Consider the following 21,200-nt stretch of genomic DNA (forward strand, 5'->3'; position numbering starts at 1 on the left):
AACTTTGATGAGGACACGGGCTTTTCAGGAATGGTCACTTTCAGAGAGGAAAGGCATGGCTGTAACCTTTCCATTGACCGAGTTAAGCTTACCACCTCTGAGTTGTGATGGTGAATCAAAGTAGCTGTCAACGGTTGGTAACCGTTAACGCATACCGACTGAGGTGTCGCAGGGTGTACCCCCTGCGAAACTGAGGGTGGAACCGCGAGTAAAGTACTCGTCCCTTTTTTTGGGACGGGTGTTTTTATTTTGGGATGAGGTATGAGATGAAGACTTTACCAAAAGGGTGTTTTCTAAAAGATTATTGCTTTTGCATGGAGCAAAAAATAACAACAGTCTATACGAAAGCAGCCTACGAAAAAATAGTTAAAGGAGTGACACCCATGGCTGATATTGTACAGATGACTTTCCCCGATGGCACTGTTAAAGAATTTTCACAAGGGGTGACAATCGAGGATATTGCTGGATCGATCAGTTCCGGTTTGAAAAAACAAGCAATGGCTGGAAAATTTAACGGCGAACTCGTTGATTTAAAGCGTGAGTTAAATGAAGACGGTACCGTCGAAATTCTAAAAGCCGATACTCCTGAAGCAATGGATATCCTGAGACATACCACAACACATGTCATGGCGCAGGCGTTAAAACGTTTATACAAAAACGTGAAGTTTGGCGTGGGCCCCGTCATTGAGGAAGGCTTCTACTATGATGTGGATATGTCCGTCTCCTTGTCAGACGAGGACTTAGAAAAAGTCGAAAAGGAAATGCAAGCGATCATTGATGAGGATTTGCCGATTACCCGTGAAGTCGTCACGAAGGAAGAAGCGATCCAACTATATAAAGACATCGGTGATGGTTTCAAACTGGAATTAATTGAGGATATTCCTGATGGTGAGGTGTTGACGCTTTATCGACAAGGCGAATTCGTCGATCTATGTCGCGGGCCCCATTTGCCGTCAACAGGTAAAATCAAAGCCTTTAAACTATTGAGTGTTTCCGGCGCCTATTGGCGGGGTGACAGTGATAATCAAATGTTACAGCGTGTTTACGGCACTGCGTTTCCGAAGAAAAAGCAGTTAGACGAGCACTTGCATCTCTTGGAGGAACGCAAGGAACGCGACCACCGGAAATTAGGTAAGGAATTGGATCTGTTTACGGTATCACCTGAGATCGGACAAGGCTTGCCAGTCTGGTTACCAAAAGGGGCGACGATTCGTCGGACGATCGAACGTTATATCGTTGACCGGGAAGAAGCTCACGGTTATGAGCACGTCTACACCGCTAATCTAGCGAATGTTGACTTATATAAAACAAGCGGTCATTGGGATCACTATCAAGACGATATGTACCCGACAATGACCATCGATAATGAAGAGCTTGTTCTCAGACCGATGAACTGCCCGCATCATATGCATGTGTATAAGCATAAACTGCACAGTTATCGCGATCTTCCGGTTCGAATCGCCGAACTTGGTACCCAATATCGCTATGAAATGTCCGGAGCTTTGGCAGGTCTCCAACGGGTTCGCGCGATGACGCTAAATGACGCCCATTTGTTCGTCCGACCTGACCAGTTAAAGCAAGAGTTCATTAATGTTGTGAATCTTGTTCAAGACGTCTATAAGGATTTCGGTATCGATGACTATTACTTCCGGCTATCCTATCGTGACCCTGAAAATAAAGAGAAATATGTAGATAAGGATGACATGTGGGAAAAAGCACAAGGCTTACTACGGGAAACGATGGAAGAGATGAACCTTGAATTTGTTGAAGCGGAAGGAGAAGCGGCTTTTTATGGACCGAAATTGGACGTTCAAGTTCGGACGGCTCTAGGCCGAGACGAAACATTGTCCACCGTACAAATGGACTTCCACTTACCGGAAAGATTTGATCTTACTTACGTAGGAGAAGACGGTGGACAGCACCGCCCAGTTGTCATTCACCGTGGTGTTGTATCAACCATGGAACGCTTTATCGCATTCTTGATAGAACAATATAAAGGAGCCTTCCCGACATGGCTCGCTCCTGTTCAAGCGAAGGTGATTCCTGTTGCGGACGTTCACCATGATTATGCCGATCATGTTACGCAAGCGTTGAAGGAAGCAGGTGTCAGGGTCGAAACCGATCATCGTAACGAAAAGATTGGTTACAAAATCCGAGAAGCTCAGACCCAAAAAGTGCCGTTCATGCTCGTCGTCGGTGACAAAGAAATCGAAAATGATGCTGTTAACGTCCGCCGTTACGGTGAACAAAACTCCGAGACTGTGCCATTTGCCGATTTCAAGCAGCAACTGACGCAAGCCATTCAAGATAAGCAATAGATAAATCCAAAAAACCCGATGCTGATGGTCGCTTTGACGATCGGTGTTGGGTTTTTTTGTACATTTTAAAAGTGGCAATATTAAGAACATTAAAATGGACGACCAATCATAGGATGAATAAATGTATCATTTGCAACCTAGAGGAGGTTTTTAAGATGACAAATACGATCAATACGGTAACAGGTCCCATTTCTACAGAAGAACTCGGAAAAACGATGATGCACGAACATTTTGTGTTTGGCTACCCTGGCTTTCAAGGTGATGTAACACTTGGAGGGTTTGACAGGAAGGAAGCTCTTCAAATTGGAATTGATGTGGCGGAGCGTTTACAAGCACATGGTGTTAAAACGGTTGTTGATCCGACCCCTAACGAATGCGGCCGTAGCCCTGAAATTTTGAAAGCGATATCAGAACAAACCGGTATGCAAATTATTTGTGCGACCGGATACTATTATGAAGGGGAAGGGGCTCCACCGTATTTTAAATTTCGCAGTACATTAGGAGATGCTGAAGAGGAAATTTATGAAATGTATATGAAAGAGATTAACGATGGGATAGCTGGTACCGGAATCAAGCCAGGAATCATCAAGCTCGGTTCAAGCAAAGATAAAATCACAGATTATGAACAAATGTTTTTCCGCCAAGCTGCGCGTGTTCAAAAAGAAACAGGTATCACGATTTTAACCCATACACAAGAAGGAACGATGGGGCCTGAACAGGCGGATTTCCTTATTGAACACGGCGCAGACCCAAGTCGAATTCTGATCGGTCATATGGATGGCAACACTGATGTGTCGTATCATTTGCAAACACTTGAAAAGGGCGTTTCAATCGGATTTGATCGCTTCGGTCTACAGGTATTGGCAGGTTGCCCGATGGACTCGATGCGTGAAGCCGTTTTGATTGGGCTTATTGGCATGGGATATGGGGATCAAATTATGCTGTCACATGATACGGTCAACTGCTGGTGTGGGAGACCATTGGATATGGATGAAGACGCACAGAATCTAACGTCCACATGGCATCCAACCCATATTTTTGACAGTGTCATACCGGTATTGAAAGAAGCGGGTATTACAGATGAGCTAATTGAATCAATCTTTATTGAAAATCCAAAACGTGTTTTTGGCGGCGTGTAAGTCCATTGTAGTGGCGTTGGAGGCATGGCAGAGCAACAGAAGAGCTCTTGAAGATTGTAAGGAGGGGGTTTAACACTATAATCTTCGTAATCATCTGCTAGTCATTCATGAAGGGGGAATGCAATTGGAATCGTTCATCAAAGACCTAGAACAGCGAAAACAAACGGCGGAAATGATGGGTGGCGAAACAAAGGTTCGCAATCACCGCAATGCCGGATTTTTAACGGCGAGAGAACGTATCGATAAACTTCTTGATCGTGATTCATTTCTCGAAATGGGTAAGTTAAATCATTCAGAATTTCTAGGTGCTGAAAACAAAAGTGCTGCAGATGGCGTCATTGCTGGAATTGGAGAAATTGACGGCCGGCCTGTGGTCGTTTCGGCAATTGATAAGACCGTTTTTGCAGGCACTGAGGGCTCCGTTCATATGAGAAAGGTAAAAAAGGTCCATGAATATGCCGTGAAAAGAGGGTTCCCGATTTTCAATCTTGGAGAAGGCGGCGGTCTACGTATGCCGGATGGAATGGGGTCCGACGGCATCAGTGATAAAATGATGCCGATGAATTTGCTTCTTCATGAGCGTCAGGTCCCGCTTATTTCAAGCATCATGGGTGATAGTTATGGGGGGCCAACATGGTTTGCGGTGTCGTCCGATTTTGTTACACAGGTCAAAGGTACATCAATGGCCGTGGCAGGTCCAAGAATGCTAGAGATGGCGACTGGTGAAAAAGTGGACTCGCAAGAGCTTGGTGGTTGGAAACTCCATGCTGAAGAAACGGGTCAGGTCGACCATTGCGCAGAAAGTGAAGAAGAGTGCCTCGAAACTATGAAACAATTCTTTAGTTATTTGCCGCAAAATGCTGATGAAGAACCGCCATTCCAAGCAACTGCCGATGATCCTAATCGGTCCATTGAAGAGGCGGTCAACATCGTTCCGACAAAACGAACCCGGGCATACAACATGAAAAAGTTAATCAAGCTGATTGTTGATGATGGGGAATTTTTTGAGTTGAAGCCATCTTTTGGCGAGGCGTTAATTACCGGCCTTGGAAGATTGAATGGTAGAGTGGTTGGCATCATGGCTAATCAACCGATGAAGTATGCTGGAGCAGCAGGCACTCAGGAGTGTGACAAGGCGACAGAATTCATTTGTTTATGCGATTCGTATCACATCCCTTTATTATTCTTGCACGATATTCCAGGATTTCGAGTCGGAAGTATAGGGGAGCAGCAAAGGATTCCGACGAAAATCATGGTATGGAACCAAGCATTGGCGCGGTCAACCGTTCCAAAGATTTCAGTCATCGTTCGTAAAAGTATTGGTGCCGCCTACGGGAATATGTGTGGACCTGGTATGGGAGCTGATTTCATTGTGGCCTGGCCGACAGCTGAAATCAATTTTACTGGACCTGAAGTTGGTGTGAATGTTGTCTATGGGCGTCAATTAATGGAGGCAGAAAACCCGCAAGAGCAAAGAATGAAAATGATCGACCAATGGGCGTTTGACAGCTCACCTTACAATGCTGCGGGTAAACATTTGATTGATGATGTCATCGACCCGCGTGACACACGAAAATTTCTCTGCCAAACGCTTGACTATACATGTATGAAGAATGGATCAAAAAGTAAACGACGGCTTGCAGGTTGGCCGACGGGGTATTAATAATAGGGGGAGGATAAATGTGGAAAGCATTTGGATGAAGCATTGGCCGGAAAATATCCCGAAGCAATTGACATTTCGAAATGGCGAAAAACCTCTACACGAGTACCTAAGCGATCATGCAAAAACAATCCCTGAAAAAACAGCTTACATTTTTTACGGTAAGGAAATCACCTGGAAGGACCTTAATCAATATTCTGACCGTCTTGCAAACTATTTTATTTCAAGAAAAATTATAAAAGGTGATCGTATAGCCTTGTTTTTACAAAACAGTCCGCAATATATCATTGCTCACTACGCCATACAAAAAATTGGTGCAGTTGTTGTTCCAATCAGCCCGATGAACAAAGAGGCAGAACTTGAATATATGATTAATGAGATCGGCATTAAAGCAATTGTTTCCGGTGATGAACTATATCCGCTACTTGAGAATGTGAAGGAAAACACACCGACATTAGCATTTGCAGTTACGACGAATTATGCCGACTTTCTTCCTGAACAACCAGTGTTACCAATTCCTGATGAACTGAAATTGAAAAAGAAAGTCTATCAACAGGTTGACGATTTATTCACTATTTTTAAAGAATATGACGATAATGTTAAATCGCAAACGTTTGATATTTGGGAAGATGTTTCCTTAATGGTGTTCACGTCGGGAACGACAGGCAGACCGAAAGCAGCAATGTTAACTTATGGAAACGCCCTTTTTAAAACGGCCGCTTCATTCCACGCAAATGAACTGAATACAGTTGATTGCTCACTTGCGGCTGCGCCGCTGTCTCACATTGCCGGAATGGTGATGGGGGTGAATCTCCCGGTGTATAGCGGAGGGACGAGTGTTCTTTTAACTCGTTTTGATCCACTGGCTTCAATTGATGCAATCGAAACATACAAGTGCCAAACTTGGTACAGCGTGGCCCCAATGAATGCTGCGATTCTCAATACGCCTGGTGTTGAAAAGCGAGATTTAACATCACTAAGAACGAATATGGCGACAAGCTTTGGCATGAATGTCACTGAAAAGATGGCCACACAATGGGGCGAAATTACAGACGGCTGCAAGTTATATGAAGCAGCTTACGGACTAAGCGAAACCCATACATGTGATACGTTCATGCCAGCTGATAACATCCATTTCGGTACATGTGGCATCCCAACTTACGATACAGATGTTCGAATTGTCGATTTGGATAGTGGTAATGAACTGCCCCCTGGTAAAGAAGGTGAGATCGTCATCAAAAATCCCGGTGTTTTTAAAGGTTATTGGAATCGTCCTGATGCGACAGAAGCAACACTCCAGAATGGTTGGGTATTCACGGGCGATATCGGTTTCATTAGCAATGAAGGCTATTTAAATTTTGTCGGTAGGGTAAAAGAAATGATTAAATCTTCCGGTTACAGTATTTTTCCGGAGGACGTTGAAGCCCTGTTAATGAACTGCGACGCTGTTGAACAGGTTGCAGTCATCGGGGTTACCGAAGAAAAAAGAGGTGAAAGTGTAAAGGCGTTTATCGTCTTAAAGGATAGGTACAAAGGAAAGGTTCTCAAAGAAGATATTATTAACTGGGCGAAGGCAAATATGGCAGCTTATAAATACCCACGTACTGTTGAATTTCGGGAGCAATTACCTACCACGAGCTCAGGTAAAGTGCTACGCAGACTGTTAAAAGAATAAAGGGCTGATGTAAGCCATTTGTCCGTTTTTTTATGAAAGCTTGACATAATCTATTCCCATTTTGTATACTGTAACAAGTGATTTAAATTAAATAGTGCGAGCAAAAGTAGAGGCGCCCAGCTTCTCACCTGATTGACGCCATTGGCTGTTGACTGGTCTGACAAGAATGTATGAGTGATCAATAGAAGTGTGGGCGATGTGTGCCCACGCTTTTTTTATGTTAAATGATGAAGCGCGGTCTTCTTGCTCGGCAGATTTACTGTCACAATATTTTTTGGAGGTGGCTTAATATTAGCAAGAACAATAATAAGAATGACATGATTGTCAATGATGCGATTCGGGCAAGCAAAGTTCGATTGATCGATCAGAATGGCGACCAAGTCGGTATCAAATCTAAAAATGAAGCACTTGATATGGCTGAAAATGTTGAACTCGATCTAGTCATGGTTGCGCCGAATGCGAAGCCGCCGGTATGCCGGATTATGGACTACGGTAAATATCGTTTTGAGCAGCAAAAGCGTGAAAAAGAAGCGCGTAAAAAACAAAAGGTCATTAACATTAAGGAAATACGTTTAAGTCCAAATATTGAGGAACATGACTTTAACACCAAATTAAAGAATGCCCGTAAGTTCTTGGATAAAGGTGATAAAGTCAAGGCTTCCATTCGTTTCCGCGGTCGTGCCATTACTCACTCTGAAATAGGACGTGAAGTCTTGGAACGCTTGGCTAATGAGTGCTCGGATTTAAGTGAGATTGAATCCAAGCCAAAAATGGAAGGTCGTAGTATGTTCCTAACTTTGGCACCTAAGAAAGAGAAGCAATAATTATACTACCTAGAGACAGGAGGATATCTTTATGCCAAAAATGAAAACTCATAAAGGTGCACAAAAACGTTTTAAGAAAACAGGCAACGGCAAAATCAAGCGCAACCATGCTTACACAAGCCACTTGTTCCGTAACAAATCGGAAAAGCAAAAGCGGAATCTTCGTCAATCAGCGACGGTTTCCCAGGTTGACCATAAACGCATCGATAAGCTCATCAACGAATAAGACATTTTATGAACGGATAACAGGAGGGACCAAATATGGCACGAGTTAAAGGCGGTTATGTTACACGCCGCAGACGTAAAAAGGTATTAAAATTAGCTAAAGGCTATTATGGTGCAAAACACAAACTATTTAAGACAGCACAACAACAAGTTTTTAAATCACTAACTTACGCTTACAGAGACCGTCGTCAGCGCAAACGTGATTTCCGTAGACTATGGATCGCTCGTATTAATGCTGCTGCACGTAACAACGGACTTTCCTATAGCCGATTGATGTATGGTTTGAAACAATCGGGAGTCGATGTTAACCGTAAAATGCTAGCTGACTTGGCTGTTAACGATAAAGAAGCGTTTACTGAATTGGCTAACAAAGCAAAAACAGCTGTGAAGTAACAGCATTGTTATCGGATCATTCATTAGAATGGTCCGATTTTGTATTTGTAGAAGGGTGGTCATGATGATCACGTGTGAAGGAATCATATGGAGCTACGCAATCATCATCAATCTGATCGGATGGTTGACCGTTCGATCAGACAAGAAACGAGCTATTCGTGGGAAGTGGCGAATTCCCGAGCAGCGGTTGTGGCTATTGGCTATTGCGGGTGGCGCTTGCGGTGTTTACTGGGCGATGCGTCAATGTCGGCATAAAACACAGAAAACAGCTTTTCGCTATTTCATGCCATTGCTACTTGGTTTGTATATCGTCGCTGTTATTTATACTTATTCGAAAAGCTGATTCATGGGCTCATTCCAGACAATATCAGCTTCAGGGAAATGATAATAAAGGTCACGTTCGATAATGAATAAATCATTTTTCGTTAAACCGTCAAGCAAATGTTTTGGCCCTGTGAATGTTATGTCAATTCCGGTAACATGAAAGGCTGCTTCCATCGCTTCGACGGTCAAATGTCCATCAAACTGAAAATTTTGATAGATGACGGATATATTGTTACCGTTTCGTGTTACTGTGGGATGATGGGGATGTGCCACCCGTTGCCTTTGTTTGTATAAATAAAAAGCGTAAATAATACAAACTATGGCTGCAATTAACAAAGCAATTAAGACGAATGTCATGGTCAAAACACCTCTGTACAGTATACGTCATAGAGAGCAGAAAAGATTCAAAATTTAAGAGTACTTCCCCGCTCCACTAAGTACTACCATATCATTTTAGCAGGGGAGAGAAGTCAACGTAGTAAAAATGATAACAGAAGGAGCACTTCCCCGCTTCGCTAAGTACTACCATATCATTTTAGCAGGGAAGAGAAGTCAACGTAGTAAAAATGATAACAGAAGGAGCACTTCCCCGCTTCGCTAAGTACTACCATATCATTTTAACAGGGAAGAGAAGTCAACGTAGTAAAAATGATAACAGAAGGAGCACTTCCCCGCTCCGCTAAGTACTACCATATCATTTTAGCAGGGAAGAGAAGTCAACGTAGTAAAAATGATAACAGGAGGAGCACTTCCCCGCTCCGCTAAGTACTACCATATCATTTTAACAGGGAAGAGAAGTCAACGTAGTAAAAATGATAACAGAAGGAGCTGATATATATGCAAACCTCGCTTAAACAACTGTTTCAAATGCAAAAAGAGCTGGATCAATCCATTGTCCATCAACATCAATTATCCGGTCAGGATCTCTCACAAGATAAGTTTCTAGCCTTGTTGGTTGAACTCGGGGAATTGGCCAATGAAACGCGTTGTTTCAAATTTTGGAGTTTGAAAGGTCCATCTGACCATGAAACCATTTTAATGGAATACGTCGATGGTTTTCATTTTCTGCTATCGTTAGGTCTTGATTTTGGCTTCGATATGCCAGCTGAATTAGTAACTTCAGAACAGCCTTCTCCTAAGAGTCAAACCGCTGCCTTTCTTCAAGTTTATGCGGCGGTTGATCAGTTAAAAAATGACGTGAATTTTCTTCACTATCAGCAACTGTTTGCGGCCTATTTAGCTTTAGGAGACAGTTTGACGTTTAGTTTTGCAGATATTGAGAAAGCCTACTATAAGAAAAATAACATTAATCATCAACGTCAAGAGCAAGGCTATTAGAGAAAACGGGAAGATTGTGACAACTTGTCGCTTCCTGTATAATGGAAGTGATATATAAAAGGAGGTACTTGAATGACGCAATTGGATGACAAACTGCAAATGCTGAAGGATTTGACAGATGCCAAAGGGGTTTCGGGCAACGAACGGGAAACACGAAATGTGATGAAATCGTACATAGAACCTTACGCGGATGAAATTACTTATGACCGTCTCGGTAGTTTAATTGCTGTTAAGGAAGGCAAAGCCGATGGACCAAAAGTGATGGTTGCTGGTCACTTGGATGAAATCGGTTTTATGGTTACACAAATTACTGAGGATGGCTTTCTCCGTTTCCAAACGGTTGGCGGTTGGTGGGAGCAAGTGATGCTTGCACAACGCGTCACAGTGATGACAAGGGACGGAGAAGTTCCCGGCGTGATCGGATCTAAGCCACCTCACATCTTACCGGCTGAAGAACGTAAAAAACCCGTCAAAACGAAAGATATGTTTATTGATGTCGGTGCCGCTAATAAGGAAGATGCTGAATCATTTGGTATTCGTCCGGGGGATTCCGCAGTCCCTGTTTGCGATTTCACCGTCATGAAGAATCCAAAGTATTTATTGGCAAAAGCTTGGGATAACCGGATTGGTTGCGCGATTGCAATTGACGTGTTAAAAGCCTTACAAGGTCAATCCCATCCGAACACGGTCTATGGTGTGGGTACTGTTCAAGAAGAGGTTGGGTTACGTGGCGCTCAGACGTCTACGCATCAGATTCAACCCGATATCGGTTTTGCAGTAGATACCGGAATTCCGGGAGATACGCCCGGAATTGATAAGAAAGATGCGAAAGCTGAGATTGGAAAAGGCCCCCAAGTTCTCGTCTACGATGCGTCTATGATTTCTCATAAAGGCTTGCGTGAGTTTGTCACAGGTGTTGCCGATCAAGCGGATATTCCTTATCAATTTGATTCAATTGCCGGTGGCGGAACAGATTCTGGAAAAATCCATTTAACGGCTAATGGTGTGCCAGCCTTGTCCATATCTGTCGCTACACGTTATATCCATACATCAGCTTCCATCATTCACCGTGATGACTATGAAAATGCGGTTCGTTTGATGGTGGAAGTCGTGAAACAATTGGATGAAGATAAGGTTAATGACATTACATTTGGTTAATATGTACTTTTGGGATTATAATCCCAAAAGTACAATAAATACTCTTTGATCTAGTTCATTATTCTGAGGTGACGATAAGATGCAAATCGTCACCTCAAAAATATCTGTGGTAGTGAGTTGTGAAACCATAAAAGTCAGTTTATTACTAATTTAGTGTTAATTAACGTATTATCATATTCAGATAAGCTAGGAATATACTTGTCTATCTAACATGTGCAATGGGGAGGGATTAAGATGAAATCCACGCTCATACTCAAGGTAAGTGACATTTTGCAACGCGATCATTTTGGGGACGCGCAAGTTGTAGCTGGTAGAAAAGGATTGAGTCGTGCGGTCAAATGGACCCACATTATGGAAGTTACCGAAATTGGCCAGCTTCTAAATGGCAATGAACTTATTCTATCGACAGGGGTAGGCTGGGCAAATGAAGATTTGAGCCTTTCTTTTCTGCGGCAGTTAATTGATCAGAATGTCTCTGCGCTTTGTGTGGAATTGGGAACTTATATCAATTCAATTCCCGAAGGCATGATCGAGCTTGCTAAGCAACATCAGTTTCCGCTCATTGTTTTTAACCAAGAGGTTCGTTTTATAGACATTACCCAGGATCTTAACGGACTCATGATCAAGACGCGCGATAAGATGATGTCTGATCTAGAGGCTTTCTCTAACCAACTAAACCATCTTTTACTTTCGACTGACGGATTTAAAGGGGTTTTACGCCTCCTTCATGATTATCTTGATGTTCAAGTGATTTACGAACCCGTGGATAGTCAGGTTCTGTTTTACCCTACTGTTGAAAAATCGAAGCGAGAAACATTGTTGTCAAAAATTCATTCTCGATCCCATGATTTATCCGAATCGACTGCCAGTCAACCCATCCAAGCACTTGGACATAAATTTGCTGACCTTATCATTTTCTCACAATCTGAAGCATGGACAGAATTCGATTATCTAGTGCTTGATCGCACTGCGACGGCTTTAGCTCAGGATCAGTTACGCCTGTTGTACGTAGAAGAAAAGAGAAAATATAAAGAAAACCGCTGGGTACAAAAGTGGCTGAATGGTGATCACCGTCAAGAAGAAATCGAGCAGCATTTGTCTTCTCTGGAATCCTCATTGAAACCAAAGGGGTGTACGGTTTGTCTATGTAAGGTCGATTTTTCAGAACGTGAACCGGATTTCACCTATTATACTATGATTTTTCGCTCAATTTTTGAACAGCAGGGCTTTTTTCTATTAGCTACCTATGAATGGAACCAAATGACCTTTGTCCTCTTAAATAAAAGAAAAAAAGCAGATTGGAAAAGCCGGATGAATCGAGCATTGGAACAAATCCAAAAGACTGAGTTGATTAAAGAGCAATTGGCTACACCCGCTTATTTTGGTGTTGGAAAATTGCTTGATCATCTGAACTGTCTCCACGAAAGTTACCATATGGCCCAAGAAACATTATATGCACAAGAAAAGATAGGGAAACTGGATAATCCTTATTACGAGGAACTTTATATCTATCAATTGGTTTCACAATTAAACAAGCAAGGCAGTCTAGAGGCATTTGTGACAGATTATTTAAGCCCCGTTTTAGAATATGATGATAAGCATAAAAGCCAAATGTTTGACACCTTAAAAGTTTTTCTTGAGGTCAACGGATCCAAAAAAGAAGCGGCCAAGCGTCTGTTCATTGTCCGTCAAACCTTATACCATCGTATTGAAAAACTAAAAGAGCTGCTTGGTGAGGACTTTATGGAACCGGAGAAGAGATTGGCGATTGAGTTCGGGGTGTATGCAAAGGGGTTTTTATATGAACAAACATAGCGCCCTGCGACACCCCACTAGTATGAAAATGAGTTTGAGCGTCATGTTCGTTAGCCATAATGTAGATAGCCAAGGCTCGTGTCAGTACTGCGTGGTTTTTTATGGTGGGATCGGACCCCGTTAAATAAACTGCAGATACCGACCTTATGTACTCCACTATAATGACACCATGACACATGGTGATCACGAACAGAAAAATGTCTTAAGTTCAGGTCGATACATCGATCATTGGACTCTTACTATTATAGGTGATATATCGTAGAAGCATACTATACAAATGTCGAATGTCGCTGGTTTGGATATCCATCATAGAAGGAAATAGTTGTTTGTGTTATGACGGATCCTTCGGATGAAACCATGACGGTTGAAACGAAAAGCTTTTCAACCTTGACAAGAGGTCTTTTTTCAAATGCTTCACTGGTTAAAGTCACTATGTCACACATATTGCCATGGAAAGTACAGGTGACTATTGGAAACCCGTTTACAATATTTTAGAGGATTATTTTGATATCACCGTTGCTAATGCCAAATGGACCAAAAATGTTCCCGGTCGTAAAACAGATGGCTCCCATGCTTAATGGATAGCCAAACTTCATCGACACGGTTTGATTGAAAAAAGTTTTGTGCCGCTGAAGATATTCGTCAACTCCGAGATTTGACGCGCGGTATCGAAAGAAACTGGTTGGCCATTTAACGGCTGATAAGATTCGGATTTAGAAGGTACTAGAAGCCTCAAGTCTTAAGCTTAAATCGGTGATTTCGGATGTTTTCGGTGTTTCTGGGCGACGGCTACTAGAACGATTGGTTGAACAAGACTTTGTTGATAAAAAAGAAGTTGGCAGACGTGTTTATGGAAGAATGAATGCCAAAGTTGATGATGTCTCCGACGCTTTATTTGGAACCATCACTGAGCATTAAATCGACCTCATCTGGATGTGTTGGGAACATATCATGTTTCTTGTATCACAAATCACGTCCATCGAAGAAAACATAGATGCCTTATCAAGAAGAAGCTGAATTACCTCAAGCCATTCCTGGGTTTGACGTATAACATCTACAGTATTGTTGTTGAAATGGGCCAGTTTCATTCACCTAAATATGCGGCATCTTGGGACGGATGGATCTCCTGGTAACAATGAAAGTGCTGGGAAAAAGAAAAGAACAAACACCGTTAAAGGCAATCCATATATAAAATCAGTATTATGTGAGGCTGCATGGTCCATTTCCTGTTCTAGACAAACATGGCTTTCGGCTAAATTTCGGTTAATTAATTGATAATTCATACAATATGTAAAAATGAAAATGCTATTTTTTTTACGGTCTGGTAAATGAAATCAATTTCTAGTTTAGATATAGTTGAATTACTGAATTTAAATATATCCTAGTTTAATTTGAATCCGCTTTCACAAAACTTCATCCGGAACGAGCAAACTATCAAATGATCTAAGTGATAAAACAATGATTGATGGTGAAATGGATAGGAAATCTGAAACCCATCAAAAATGGAGCGGGTGATTCCAACCTGTCAGCAGAATATTTTTATTACGTGTATGGGTGGGAAAAGCCATTGTCCCAAGGATACACAAGTAAGGCAGACATTAAAGTAGGGGAGTGACTTATTAATGAGTGCAATAAGAAAATTAGCGACCAAAACATAGGAGAGATATCGACATCATGTCAGTCGCTCACAAATTTTAGGAGGAGGATATACATGCGTACATTAATTAAAAATGGAACGATTGTAACGGCTATCGACGAATTTGTTGGCGATGTATTAGTCGAAGGAGAAAAGATAGTTTCTGTTGGTGAACAAATAGATGCTACAGTTGACCATGTCGTTTATGCCAACGGGAAATATATTCTCCCAGGCGGAGTTGATCAACATGTCCATTATTCGTTTGAATTTAAAGGTGAACGGGTAAGAGGATTTGAAACTTCTAATGCAGCAGTTGCCGGTGGTACGACAACGGTTGTGGAATTTGTCAATCAGGAACAAGGAAAAGGCATGGCCGACACGATTTTTGAATTTGACAAGAATGAAGTGTCCCAAAAGGCCATGGTGGATTATTCGTACCATGCTGTTGTCTGTGATCCAGTGGATACAACTTTTGAGGAAATTAAGAATTTACCGAATAGAGGCATTTCAACTGTTAAATTGTTTATGGCCTATAAAGGGATGCCATTTCACAGTGATGACGAGGCTCTTTACAAAGCATTAAATGCGGCAAAGGAAGCCGGAGTTACCGTGATGGTTCATGCTGAGAATGCTGACGTGATCGATATTCTACAGAAGAAATATATCGCTGAGGGTAAGACTGATCCATATTATCATGCGTTATCAAGACCGGCACGGGTGGAACTGGAGGCAACCCAACGCGTGATCAATTTAGCCGCTATGGCAGAGGCTCCTGTTTATATCGTTCATGTTACCGCAAAAAATGTTATGGAAACCATTAGATCTGCTAAAAATGATGGATTGCCGGTTTATGGTGAGACGTGTGTCCAATACCTAATGTTTGATGAAAATGATTTAGCTAAACCCAATTTTGAAGGCGCCAAATATGTAATGTCACCGGCATTACGTACCAAGGCAGATCAGGAAGCTTTATGGGAAGCGGTCGATAATGGCTGGTTAAACGCGATAAGTACGGATCATTGTGGATTTGACTGGAAATCGCAAAAACATATGGGTGTTGATGACTTTACTAATATCCCAAATGGCGCACCAGGTGTCGAGAATCGCTTAGGAATTCTTTGGACCCATGGCGTAAACACGGGCAAGATCTCAAGACAACGATTTGTTGATTTATTTGCCACTACACCAGCTAAAAATATGGGATTGGATCATTGCAAAGGCCATATTGGCGTTGGTATGGATGCCGATATTGTTTTGTATGACCCTAATGAATCGTTTATTATTTCTAATGAAAATAGTTTGCATGGTGTTGACTACAGCTCGTATGAAGGATATAAACAGGAAGGAAAAGTGGATAAAGTATTCCTTCGCGGTAAACTCGTTGTTGATGATGGTGAATTTGTTGGTAAGAAAGGCGATGGCAAGTTTATCACCGGGAAACCATTTGCGTCTTGCTTTGATAACACAAAGGCTGATAAAGAATTAAAGAGCGTGTGAAGTTTGGTGTTAATTTAATAAAAGATTCCTGTGCTTATGATGAGATTGCCAACCTCTAGTGTTACTAGCACTAGCGGTATGATGCAATTGCCCTTTCTTGAGGCAGTTCGCATTTCGCATGAAAAAGTAATCACCCTAAAGCCTAGACAAGCTTTGGGTGGTTATTATTTTTATCATTGGACAGTATGTAAAATAAGTCATCTTTAGGATTCCAATTATCCCATGTAAAATGCTGGGTTTCCCGGCGTAGTTCCAAAATCGCTTAATAGTTATTTGCTTGGGATTCGCTTTAAAAAGACAAAATGACTAATAAAAGTTGATTATTAATTACACATTGTTAAATGTATAATTAATTAAGAAAAGTTAAAATATTAACTGTGATATGTAACCGCTTACTATTTATTTATCCAAAAGGAGGACACGTCGAACACCGGATATTTAGGGGGTGGCTTCCGAATCAAAAGTATGAAGGTATGTCAAAAGAGTTGGGTCATGAGTTATTTTTAATTGATGAACCCTGAAAGGAGGATTATCATTGGATAATTTATTACAAAATTTGCTGTCAGGGGGAGAGCTGGCAAAGAATTTTGATGAATCCAAGCCCAGTTATAATGCGCAGGAAGCATTAGATGAAGCACATCGCTGTCTATATTGCTATGATGCACCATGTATCAATGCCTGTCCTACTGGCATTGATATCCCTGGTTTTATTAAAAAGATTGCATCTGGAAATTTAAAAGGTTCGGCCAAAACCATTATGGAGGAAAATCCGATCGGAGCAAGCTGTGCACGGGTTTGTCCGACTGAGGAATTATGTGAGGGCGCTTGTGTACTCAATGATTCCACGAAACCGATTATGATTGGGGACTTACAACGTTTTGCCACCGATTGGTCAATTAAAAATGAACAAGTACTATTTAAAGCGGGAGAGAAAAACGGAAAGCGAATTGCGATTGTTGGCAGTGGTCCAGCCGGTTTATCGGCAGCCCGTGAACTGGGACGGATAGGTTATGCGGTGACGGTCTTTGAAGCTAAGGGTGAGGCTGGTGGATTAGACACCCACGGTATTGTGCCATTTCGACTCCCTAAGGATATTGCGTTATGGGAAGTGGAGCAGGTTGAAAGCTTAGGTGTTGAAATTCGTACAAATACCGAAGTTGGTAAAGATATTGATGCGGATAATCTTGTGTATGATTATGATGCCGTCATACTCACGGCGGGCATGTCAAAGGTACCGATGTTAGGTATTGAAGGAGAAGGTTTAGCAGGGATTTACGACGCGATTGATTTAGTTGAAAAAACAAAGCATGGAAAATATCCAACCGAATTTGCCGGGAAGCGTGTCGCTGTGGTTGGAGCAGGAAATACGGCGATCGATGGTGCGACAACATCAGTTAGACTTGGTGCCGATAATGTTAAAATTCTCTATCGGAGATCTGAATCGGAAATGTCAGCGTATGATTTCGAATATGAGTTTGCGAAACAAGATGGTGTTGAGTTTAGATGGATGATTGCGCCTAAGCGTTTGATCGGTGACGAAAATGGTCATGTCAAACAGATGGAATGTGTTCGCATGGCATTACAAGAAGCGGAATCAGATGGACGCAGAAGACCGGTAGAAATAGAAGGATCTGAATTTTTAATGGATATTGATATTATGGTTAAAGCCATCGGTCAAACACGGCATCATCAGCTCATAGATGAATTTGAACTGGATCATTATGATGGTGTTGTGAAGGTGAATCCCGAAAACTTCCTTACTTCCCATCCGAAAGTCTATGCTGCTGGTGATGTGGTATTTGAAAAGGGCGTTGGTGAAGCTATGGCCGTATCTGCTGCACAGCAGGGAAAAGAGACAGCCCATGCGGTACATCAACAATTGAAAGTTTAGAATGGGTGTTCAGACGGAGGAATAAGGAGCCACAGGTTTCAAGGCGGTATAGTTTTGAACAATGGAACGTATCCAATTAATAAGTGAACGGCGGAAAAGCAAGCCAACAAAGATATTCGATGTGTCATTTTTACGAGTCTTTTGAACATCTTTTAAGCAAATATAAATTAAAGGAAAACTCATGATTGGAGGATGATTATGGCCGATATTAGTATCAATTTTGCAGGAATTAAGTCCCCTAACCCTTATTGGCTCGCGTCCGCACCACCGACTAATTCTGGGTATCAGGTACAACGTGCATTTGAGGCCGGATGGGGAGGTGTTGTATGGAAAACGCTCTGTGAGCCGGTTTTAAATGTTACCTCGCGTTTTGGTGGATATCACTTTAACGGTCAGCGGGTAGCCGGTTTTAACAACATAGAATTAGTCTCTGATCGACCAATTGAGGATAATTTAAAAGAAATCTATGAAACGAAGAAACGATTTCCGGATCGAGCTATTATTGCCTCATTAATGGTGGAACCGGAGCGAGATAAATGGCATGAAATTGTCAAACGTGTTCAAAATGTAGGGGTAGATGGCTTTGAATTAAATCTTGGCTGTCCACATGGCATGTCTGAACGCGGTATGGGATCAGCGGTCGGCCAGCATCCGGATTTAGTCGAAAAGTCAACATTATATGCGAAGGAAGTTGCGGAAGTACCGGTTATCACAAAATTAACACCAAATATTACAGATATAACTGCGACAGCAAAAGCTGCTGAACGCGGTGGAGCTGATGCGGTAAGTATGATTAATACCATTAATAGTCTAATAGGCGTTGATCTTGATACGTGGAATCCAACACCTAATGTTAATGGAAAGGGAGCGCATGGCGGATACTGCGGACCGGCGGTTAAACCAATTGCCCTCAATATGATCGGGGAATGTGCGCGGCAGCCGGATATCAATATTCCAATTTCAGGAATAGGCGGCGTTTCCACTTGGCAAGATACGGTTGAATTTATGCTGATGGGTGCCGGTGGCGTACAAATCTGTACAGCGGCCATGCATCACGGATTCAGCATTATCGATGATTTGACCGAGGGGTTAAGCAATTATTTAGATGAGAAAGGGATTACTTCTTTAAGTGAAATTATAGGTGAATCAGTCGAAAAATTCACTGACTGGAGCGATCTAGATTTGAATCATCGAATCGTTGCCAGGATTAATAATGATATTTGTATTAATTGCAACAAGTGTCATATCGCCTGTGAAGATACTGCCCATCAGTGTATTGATATGTTAGTAGATGAAAACGGTAATGATTACTTGAAGGTCAGGGAAGACGAATGTGTCGGCTGCAACCTCTGCTCGATTGTTTGTCCGGTTGAGGGAGCCATCGACATGATGGATCTTGCGCCAACTGAACCGCCAATGTCTTGGAGTGACCGGGAGACGGCTTTGCAAACACTAAATAGCAAATAATAATCAGAGAGAATTTGATCTGATTTCTTATGTTAAGGAAGGTATAGTTGCTGCTACATTTAAAAATCGGGTAACATAATTTGCCCGAATAAAAAGGAGGCAGACGATGGGAAAGACTGATAAAAACAATTCGCATCTAAAATCACCGGATTTACTTCCAATCAGTTATCATAAGCGGAAGATTGGTGTTATGGGATTTTTTTCAATGTGGATTGGGATGGCCATACTTTTAGCAACCTTTAATATTGGCGCCTCCGGAGTTCAAAGTATCACCTTACCCTGGGTCGTACTGGCAACATTAATCGGTTGTATCGCAGTTGGTATATTTATTTCGATCGTTGGAGATATAGGGGTTGAACATGGCTTGTCTTTTCCAGTTTATATGCGGGCGCCTTTTGGTATCGTTGGGACCCATATCCCTTCTCTAGCACGAGCAGTTACAGCATCATTTTGGTTTGGACTCAATACGTATTTTGGTTCAACCGCAATCAATTCCATTATCCATACCATCAATTCTGGATTTGATAACTGGTTGTTATGCTATATTATATTTGCCATTGTGCAGCTGATCAACACTGCTTCTGGTATTAAGTGGGTGGAGCGCTTTGCTGACATTGCGGCTCCAATCATTATTATTTTATCCTTAATCATCTACCACACATTGACAACAGATATCATCGAACACGGAAATAATGTTTGGGCTTGGGCAGAAAATCCGGTTACTGGTGGCGCGGCGTTAACAGCGTTTATGATCGTCATTTTTGCCAATATGGGCTTCTGGGCAACGTTAGGTTGTGATATACCAACGATATCGCGATTTTTTAAAGCACCCAAATATGAGAAAAATTGGTTTAAACGAAACAGAACGAATCTGATCGGCAGTCTAATTGCCCTGCCACTGACGGAAACATTTATGATCATGATTGGTGCTGCAGCCTTTATGGTAGCAGGCAGTTCTAACCCAGTTATTGCCCTTCAAGAGACAGCTTCCGGCTGGATGCTGGCGATGCTACTTCTTATGATTGTACTGACGCAGTGGTCGACGAATACGGCCGCAAACATTGTTCCAGCTGCCGCTATTTTTACAAATGCGCTTGGGCCTAAAGCATCTAATGCGATAGCTGTATTTATTGTTGGGATTGTGGGAACGATTATTCAGCCTTGGAGTGTCTATGAAATATTGACGCAGGCGCTGTTATTTTTTGGGGCCGTTTTGTCATCGATAAGCGGGATTCTCTTTGTTGATTATTATCTCTTAAGGAAGCGACGGGTCAATGTTCAGGAACTTTACCAACATAAGGGGCAATTCAAATATCACGGCGGGATAAACATTGCCGGTTTTATTGCCTGGGCGATTGGCGGGGCTGTTGCTATTTTGGTCATCGATTATTCATTTATTGTTGGTTTTGTTTTAGCCGGAACCATATACTTTGTATTAGCTAAGTACTGGTATTTTAATAAATTTCCACAGGCAGAAATAGAAGATCCAAGTGATGAAAAGTATCTTGGCATTACCGTTGGACGTGATTGGGTAATTGACGAAAATAGTGGAGATAGACAGGAAGAAGTGATTGGGTAACCTAAAAGGAGGGACATAGCGTTGTCAGGATATGATACTTTTCTAGCGGAAAAAAATCAAGTTGATAAATTGATTAAAAACGGGTATATCATAACTGGTTTAAGAGGCACTCTTGATGGTGATGTGGTAGAATTCGAGAATAAAATGACGTCCGATAAAAAAACGATGCTGTTAACAAATCCGGATAGCCGGAAGAACTTTGCGATACGCTGCATCAAGCAGCAAAAATAAGTGGCTGAATAAAGGTTTTAGTGCTATATA

The 21,200-nt window shown here is 41.9% G+C and carries 19 protein-coding genes and 1 other annotated feature; of the genes, 18 read left to right on the forward strand and 1 reads right to left on the reverse strand.

What is annotated here, in order from left to right; all coding sequences use genetic code 11:
* Positions 1-383 precede the first annotated feature (383 nt).
* The 8 genes from thrS to B9Y89_RS10300 all read left to right on the forward strand — a co-directional run bounded on the left by thrS (position 384) and on the right by B9Y89_RS10300 (position 8,577).
* Positions 384-2,318 carry a threonine--tRNA ligase gene (thrS, locus tag B9Y89_RS10265; protein WP_085523146.1) on the forward strand — a complete coding sequence of 645 codons (1,935 nt, stop codon included), beginning with the start codon at positions 384-386 and terminating at the stop codon, positions 2,316-2,318.
* A 155-nt stretch (positions 2,319-2,473) separates the two neighbouring features.
* Entirely contained in the window at positions 2,474-3,457 is a 984-nt protein-coding gene (locus B9Y89_RS10270) for a phosphotriesterase family protein (RefSeq protein WP_085523147.1), read from the forward strand.
* A 118-nt stretch (positions 3,458-3,575) separates the two neighbouring features.
* Positions 3,576-5,120 carry an acyl-CoA carboxylase subunit beta gene (locus B9Y89_RS10275; RefSeq protein WP_085523148.1) on the forward strand — a complete coding sequence of 515 codons (1,545 nt, stop codon included), beginning with the start codon at positions 3,576-3,578 and terminating at the stop codon, positions 5,118-5,120.
* A gap of 19 nt (positions 5,121-5,139) precedes the next feature.
* A complete protein-coding gene (locus tag B9Y89_RS10280; RefSeq protein ID WP_369596728.1) occupies positions 5,140-6,792 on the forward strand; it encodes an AMP-binding protein in 1,653 nt (550 codons plus the stop codon).
* A 98-nt stretch (positions 6,793-6,890) separates the two neighbouring features.
* Positions 6,891-7,014: a sequence feature (ribosomal protein L20 leader region), on the forward strand.
* Positions 7,015-7,109: 95 nt separating this feature from the next.
* The gene (infC, locus tag B9Y89_RS10285; protein WP_176222178.1) at positions 7,110-7,616 is read left to right on the forward strand and encodes a translation initiation factor IF-3; all 507 of its coding nucleotides are present in this window, start codon (positions 7,110-7,112) and stop codon (positions 7,614-7,616) included.
* 31 nt (positions 7,617-7,647) lie between these two features.
* Positions 7,648-7,842 (forward strand): 50S ribosomal protein L35, encoded by a 195-nt coding sequence (gene rpmI, locus B9Y89_RS10290; RefSeq protein WP_085523150.1) that lies wholly within the window; start codon positions 7,648-7,650, stop codon positions 7,840-7,842.
* Between the two features lie 35 nt (positions 7,843-7,877).
* Complete coding sequence (rplT, locus tag B9Y89_RS10295) at positions 7,878-8,234, forward strand: 50S ribosomal protein L20 (protein WP_085523151.1); 357 nt, start codon at positions 7,878-7,880, stop codon at positions 8,232-8,234.
* 61 nt (positions 8,235-8,295) lie between these two features.
* Entirely contained in the window at positions 8,296-8,577 is a 282-nt protein-coding gene (locus B9Y89_RS10300) for a DUF1294 domain-containing protein (protein WP_254901235.1), read from the forward strand.
* Here the strand turns inward: B9Y89_RS10300 and B9Y89_RS10305 are convergent.
* Positions 8,562-8,915, reverse strand: coding sequence for a hypothetical protein (locus B9Y89_RS10305; RefSeq protein ID WP_085523153.1), 354 nt, complete (start codon positions 8,913-8,915; stop codon positions 8,562-8,564). The two genes, B9Y89_RS10300 and B9Y89_RS10305, sit on opposite strands and share 16 nt — an antisense overlap.
* Positions 8,916-9,395: 480 nt before the next feature.
* On the opposite strand from B9Y89_RS10305, the gene B9Y89_RS10310 reads away from it, so the two are divergent.
* The 10 genes from B9Y89_RS10310 to B9Y89_RS10350 all read left to right on the forward strand — a co-directional run bounded on the left by B9Y89_RS10310 (position 9,396) and on the right by B9Y89_RS10350 (position 21,170).
* Positions 9,396-9,896, forward strand: coding sequence for a dUTP diphosphatase (locus B9Y89_RS10310; RefSeq protein ID WP_085523154.1), 501 nt, complete (start codon positions 9,396-9,398; stop codon positions 9,894-9,896).
* Positions 9,897-9,968: 72 nt separating this feature from the next.
* The gene (locus B9Y89_RS10315; protein WP_085523155.1) at positions 9,969-11,054 is read left to right on the forward strand and encodes a M42 family metallopeptidase; all 1,086 of its coding nucleotides are present in this window, start codon (positions 9,969-9,971) and stop codon (positions 11,052-11,054) included.
* Positions 11,055-11,288: 234 nt separating this feature from the next.
* Positions 11,289-12,869 carry a PucR family transcriptional regulator gene (locus tag B9Y89_RS10320; protein WP_085523156.1) on the forward strand — a complete coding sequence of 527 codons (1,581 nt, stop codon included), beginning with the start codon at positions 11,289-11,291 and terminating at the stop codon, positions 12,867-12,869.
* A 753-nt stretch (positions 12,870-13,622) separates the two neighbouring features.
* Positions 13,623-13,787 carry a hypothetical protein gene (locus B9Y89_RS19035; protein ID WP_176222179.1) on the forward strand — a complete coding sequence of 55 codons (165 nt, stop codon included), beginning with the start codon at positions 13,623-13,625 and terminating at the stop codon, positions 13,785-13,787.
* Positions 13,788-13,967: 180 nt separating this feature from the next.
* The gene (locus tag B9Y89_RS19605) at positions 13,968-14,144 is read left to right on the forward strand and encodes a transposase (RefSeq protein ID WP_369596742.1); all 177 of its coding nucleotides are present in this window, start codon (positions 13,968-13,970) and stop codon (positions 14,142-14,144) included.
* 436 nt (positions 14,145-14,580) lie between these two features.
* Entirely contained in the window at positions 14,581-16,002 is a 1,422-nt protein-coding gene (gene hydA, locus B9Y89_RS10330) for a dihydropyrimidinase (protein ID WP_085523158.1), read from the forward strand.
* A 535-nt stretch (positions 16,003-16,537) separates the two neighbouring features.
* Positions 16,538-17,893 carry an NAD(P)-dependent oxidoreductase gene (locus B9Y89_RS10335; RefSeq protein ID WP_085523159.1) on the forward strand — a complete coding sequence of 452 codons (1,356 nt, stop codon included), beginning with the start codon at positions 16,538-16,540 and terminating at the stop codon, positions 17,891-17,893.
* A 198-nt stretch (positions 17,894-18,091) separates the two neighbouring features.
* Positions 18,092-19,360 (forward strand): NAD-dependent dihydropyrimidine dehydrogenase subunit PreA, encoded by a 1,269-nt coding sequence (preA, locus tag B9Y89_RS10340; RefSeq protein WP_085523160.1) that lies wholly within the window; start codon positions 18,092-18,094, stop codon positions 19,358-19,360.
* A 106-nt stretch (positions 19,361-19,466) separates the two neighbouring features.
* On the forward strand, positions 19,467-20,939 hold the full coding sequence (locus B9Y89_RS10345) for an NCS1 family transporter (protein ID WP_085523161.1): 1,473 nt from the start codon (positions 19,467-19,469) through the stop codon (positions 20,937-20,939).
* 21 nt (positions 20,940-20,960) lie between these two features.
* The gene (locus B9Y89_RS10350) at positions 20,961-21,170 is read left to right on the forward strand and encodes a hypothetical protein (RefSeq protein WP_085523162.1); all 210 of its coding nucleotides are present in this window, start codon (positions 20,961-20,963) and stop codon (positions 21,168-21,170) included.
* Positions 21,171-21,200 lie beyond the last annotated feature (30 nt).

It is taken from the genome of Tuberibacillus sp. Marseille-P3662 (assembly GCF_900178005.1).
In the GTDB taxonomy this organism is placed as follows: domain Bacteria; phylum Bacillota; class Bacilli; order Bacillales; family Sporolactobacillaceae; genus Marseille-P3662.

What these genes read in the sequence shown, in the direction of transcription:
- B9Y89_RS19605 (WP_369596742.1), top strand. Translation starts at nt 13,968, where the DNA reads ATGCGGCATCTTGGGACGGATGGATCTCCTGGTAACAATGAAAGTGCT.
- thrS (WP_085523146.1), top strand. Translation starts at nt 384, where the DNA reads ATGGCTGATATTGTACAGATGACTTTCCCCGATGGCACTGTTAAAGAA.
- B9Y89_RS10270 (WP_085523147.1), top strand. Translation starts at nt 2,474, where the DNA reads ATGACAAATACGATCAATACGGTAACAGGTCCCATTTCTACAGAAGAA.
- rplT (WP_085523151.1), top strand. Translation starts at nt 7,878, where the DNA reads ATGGCACGAGTTAAAGGCGGTTATGTTACACGCCGCAGACGTAAAAAG.
- B9Y89_RS10315 (WP_085523155.1), top strand. Translation starts at nt 9,969, where the DNA reads ATGACGCAATTGGATGACAAACTGCAAATGCTGAAGGATTTGACAGAT.
- B9Y89_RS10305 (WP_085523153.1), bottom strand. Translation starts at nt 8,915, where the DNA reads ATGACATTCGTCTTAATTGCTTTGTTAATTGCAGCCATAGTTTGTATT.
- rpmI (WP_085523150.1), top strand. Translation starts at nt 7,648, where the DNA reads ATGCCAAAAATGAAAACTCATAAAGGTGCACAAAAACGTTTTAAGAAA.
- B9Y89_RS10275 (WP_085523148.1), top strand. Translation starts at nt 3,576, where the DNA reads ATGCAATTGGAATCGTTCATCAAAGACCTAGAACAGCGAAAACAAACG.
- hydA (WP_085523158.1), top strand. Translation starts at nt 14,581, where the DNA reads ATGCGTACATTAATTAAAAATGGAACGATTGTAACGGCTATCGACGAA.
- infC (WP_176222178.1), top strand. Translation starts at nt 7,110, where the DNA reads ATGATTGTCAATGATGCGATTCGGGCAAGCAAAGTTCGATTGATCGAT.
- B9Y89_RS10345 (WP_085523161.1), top strand. Translation starts at nt 19,467, where the DNA reads ATGGGAAAGACTGATAAAAACAATTCGCATCTAAAATCACCGGATTTA.
- B9Y89_RS10320 (WP_085523156.1), top strand. Translation starts at nt 11,289, where the DNA reads ATGAAATCCACGCTCATACTCAAGGTAAGTGACATTTTGCAACGCGAT.
- B9Y89_RS10300 (WP_254901235.1), top strand. Translation starts at nt 8,296, where the DNA reads ATGATGATCACGTGTGAAGGAATCATATGGAGCTACGCAATCATCATC.
- preA (WP_085523160.1), top strand. Translation starts at nt 18,092, where the DNA reads ATGGCCGATATTAGTATCAATTTTGCAGGAATTAAGTCCCCTAACCCT.
- B9Y89_RS10310 (WP_085523154.1), top strand. Translation starts at nt 9,396, where the DNA reads ATGCAAACCTCGCTTAAACAACTGTTTCAAATGCAAAAAGAGCTGGAT.